Source organism: Agromyces binzhouensis (assembly GCF_004135055.1).
Taxonomy (GTDB): domain Bacteria; phylum Actinomycetota; class Actinomycetes; order Actinomycetales; family Microbacteriaceae; genus Agromyces; species Agromyces binzhouensis.
Map to the genome: position 1 here is coordinate 1 of NZ_SDPL01000453.1, position 2,364 is coordinate 2,364.

Annotated in this window: 2 protein-coding genes; one reads left to right on the forward strand and one right to left on the reverse strand. The window is 75.1% G+C overall.

Annotation, left to right across the window (positions count from 1 at the left end; genetic code table 11):
• Positions 1–200 precede the first annotated feature (200 nt).
• Positions 201–1,436, forward strand: a complete 1,236-nt coding sequence (locus tag ESO86_RS15560) for a phosphotransferase (RefSeq protein ID WP_129235781.1) — start codon at positions 201–203, stop codon at positions 1,434–1,436.
• 28 nt (positions 1,437–1,464) lie between these two features.
• Here the strand turns inward: ESO86_RS15560 and ESO86_RS15565 are convergent.
• Positions 1,465–2,364, reverse strand: a 900-nt coding sequence (locus ESO86_RS15565) for a PD-(D/E)XK nuclease family protein (RefSeq protein WP_165308014.1), incomplete at its 5' end; no start/stop codon positions are given.

Below are 2,364 nucleotides of genomic sequence, written 5' to 3' on the forward strand. Positions count from 1 at the left end.
CGCGCTGCTCGTCGGCCCGCGACACGGCGTCGCGGTCGAGGTGCTCGCGTGCGAGCGGCGGCGCAGCGGCGGCGCGCGCGCCATCGGCAGGATTCGGCGCGTCGGGGTGGAGCACGGGTGCACCTCTCGTCGGAGCCGGAGTCGTCGGGAAGGCGTGGCGGTCGCCGGGCAGGCCGGATGACCTGCTTAGGCTGTGTGCCATGGCCAGACCCCCACTCACTCTAGCCGCGTTGGCCACGGCCGCGGTGGCCGGACTCGAGGTGCGGGCGGCCCGGGCGCACTCCCGCGGGGCGGGTGGCGCGTTCGATGCCGTCGAGCTCCACTCCACCGACGGACGGCACCTGCTGATCCGCGCGCCGCGGTCGCAGACGGCCGAGTCCGAGCAGTCGTCCGATCTCGTCGCGCTGCGCGCGCTCACGCCGGGCATCCGCTCGCGGCTGCCGTTCGCGGTGCCGCAGTTCGTCGGGCAGGCGCCGATCGGCCCGACCCGCGCGGTCGTGACCGAGTTCATCCCCGGGGCCGGGCGCACGGCCGAGGAGCTCACGGGTTCCCCCGAACTCGCGGCCGACGTGGGGCGCGCGATCGCCGCCATCCACGCGCTGCCGGCGGGGTTCGTCGGCGATGCGGGACTTCCCCGCCGTTCGGCGAACGAGGCGCGCGAGGCCGCCGTGGCGATCATCGACCGTGCATCCGACACGGGCCGACTGCCGGCTGCCCTGGTCCGCCGGTGGGAGGAGGCGACCGACGACGACACCCTGTGGCGGTTCGCGCCGACGGTCGTCAACGGCCAGCTCGGCGCCGACTCGTTCCTGGTCGACGGCGACCGGGTGACCGGGGTGATCGGCTGGTCCGGGCTCGCCCACGACGATCCGGCGCACGACCTGCACTGGGTGCTCACGTCGACCGGGGCATCGGCCGAGCGGACCCTCGGCGCGTACCTGGAGGCGCGCGCGGGTGGCGCCGATGCCGAGGTCGCGCGCCGGGCGCTCCTCTACGGCGAGCTCGAACTCGCGCGTTGGCTCCTGCACGGCGTCGACACGCACGACGACGAGGTGATCGAGGATGCCGTGGGGCTCCTCGACGGGCTGGTGGCGAGCGTGCACGACCACTCGTCCGAGTCGCTCACGACCGACACCGGACCGGTGCTCGCGGTCGCCGACGTCGAGCGGATGCTCGACGAGACGCCCCGGGAGGGGCTGCCGCGCGAGTCGGGCGCGACGATGCTGACCGACAGCTACGACGTGTCCGAGCTGCGTCGGCACCTCGCGGAGGGCGACGGAGCGGAGCACGACGAACGCGACCTCGGCCTGACCGCGCCCATCCCGCTCGACCTCAGCGACTGGGGCGATGCGGCGCCGGGCGCACCCGGCGCAGCCGAGTCCGCATCGGGATCGCCCGACGGCACCGGCACCGGGGCCCGCGACCGCTCCGCGTGACGACCGTCGCTACGACCCGAGCCGGCGGTCAGGCCCTCGAGATCGCCGTCCGGACCTCCTCCGGGACGGTGGACGTCTCGCCGCCCGCCGATCGCGACCCGTCGCGCTCCACGCCGGACCTCGCGGCCACTCCGGCCCAGGCCCGGCGCAGCGTGGCCTCGTCGTAGAGCTCGTCGGGGCGCAGGACGAGGTCGTCCTCCACGTAGTAGAAGACGGCGTCGATCTCCTCCGGGCGCAGGCCCGACCAGCGCGCGTACGCGAGCCGGTACAGCGCGAGCTGGGTCTGCCGCAGCTCGAGCTCACGCGCATCGCGCGGCGCGGCGCCCGTCTTCCAGTCGACGACCTGTGCGCGGATGCCCGTGCGTCCGAGCTCGGAATCGGGCCCGACGTCGTACACGGCGTCGAGCTTGCACACGAAGACCTGCTCGTCGAGCGGCAGGTGCAGTTCGAGTTCAACGGCGACGGGCCTGCGGTCGCCCCACTCGGAGGCGGCGAAGGTCGCGCGAAGGCGCTCCAGGCGGGCGTCGACGGGATCGACCAGGATCTCGTCGACCTCGGCCGCGTCGTCGAACGCGAAGTCGAGCGCGTCGAGGTCGGTCGTCGCGTCGGCCGAGCCGGCCGCACCGGACCCGCCGGCGGGGCCCGAGGGCCGAGCGGTCGTCCCGCCGGAACGCTCCTCGACCCAGGCGTGGAAGAGCGTGCCGATCCGCGTGGCCCGATACGGACGCTGCGGCATCGGCCTCGCGAGTTCGGCCGCGACGGCGACAGGGTCGTCGACGTAGTCCTTGAAGCGCGACGCGGGAACGCGCGTCGGGACTCCGGCACCGCCGCGCGACTCGCTCCGCCGGCGCCGTTCCTCCAGCAGCATCCGCAGCTCGTCGGCCAGCGCCGGGCCGATCCCGGCGCCGGTCGGCAGGGCCGCCGCCTC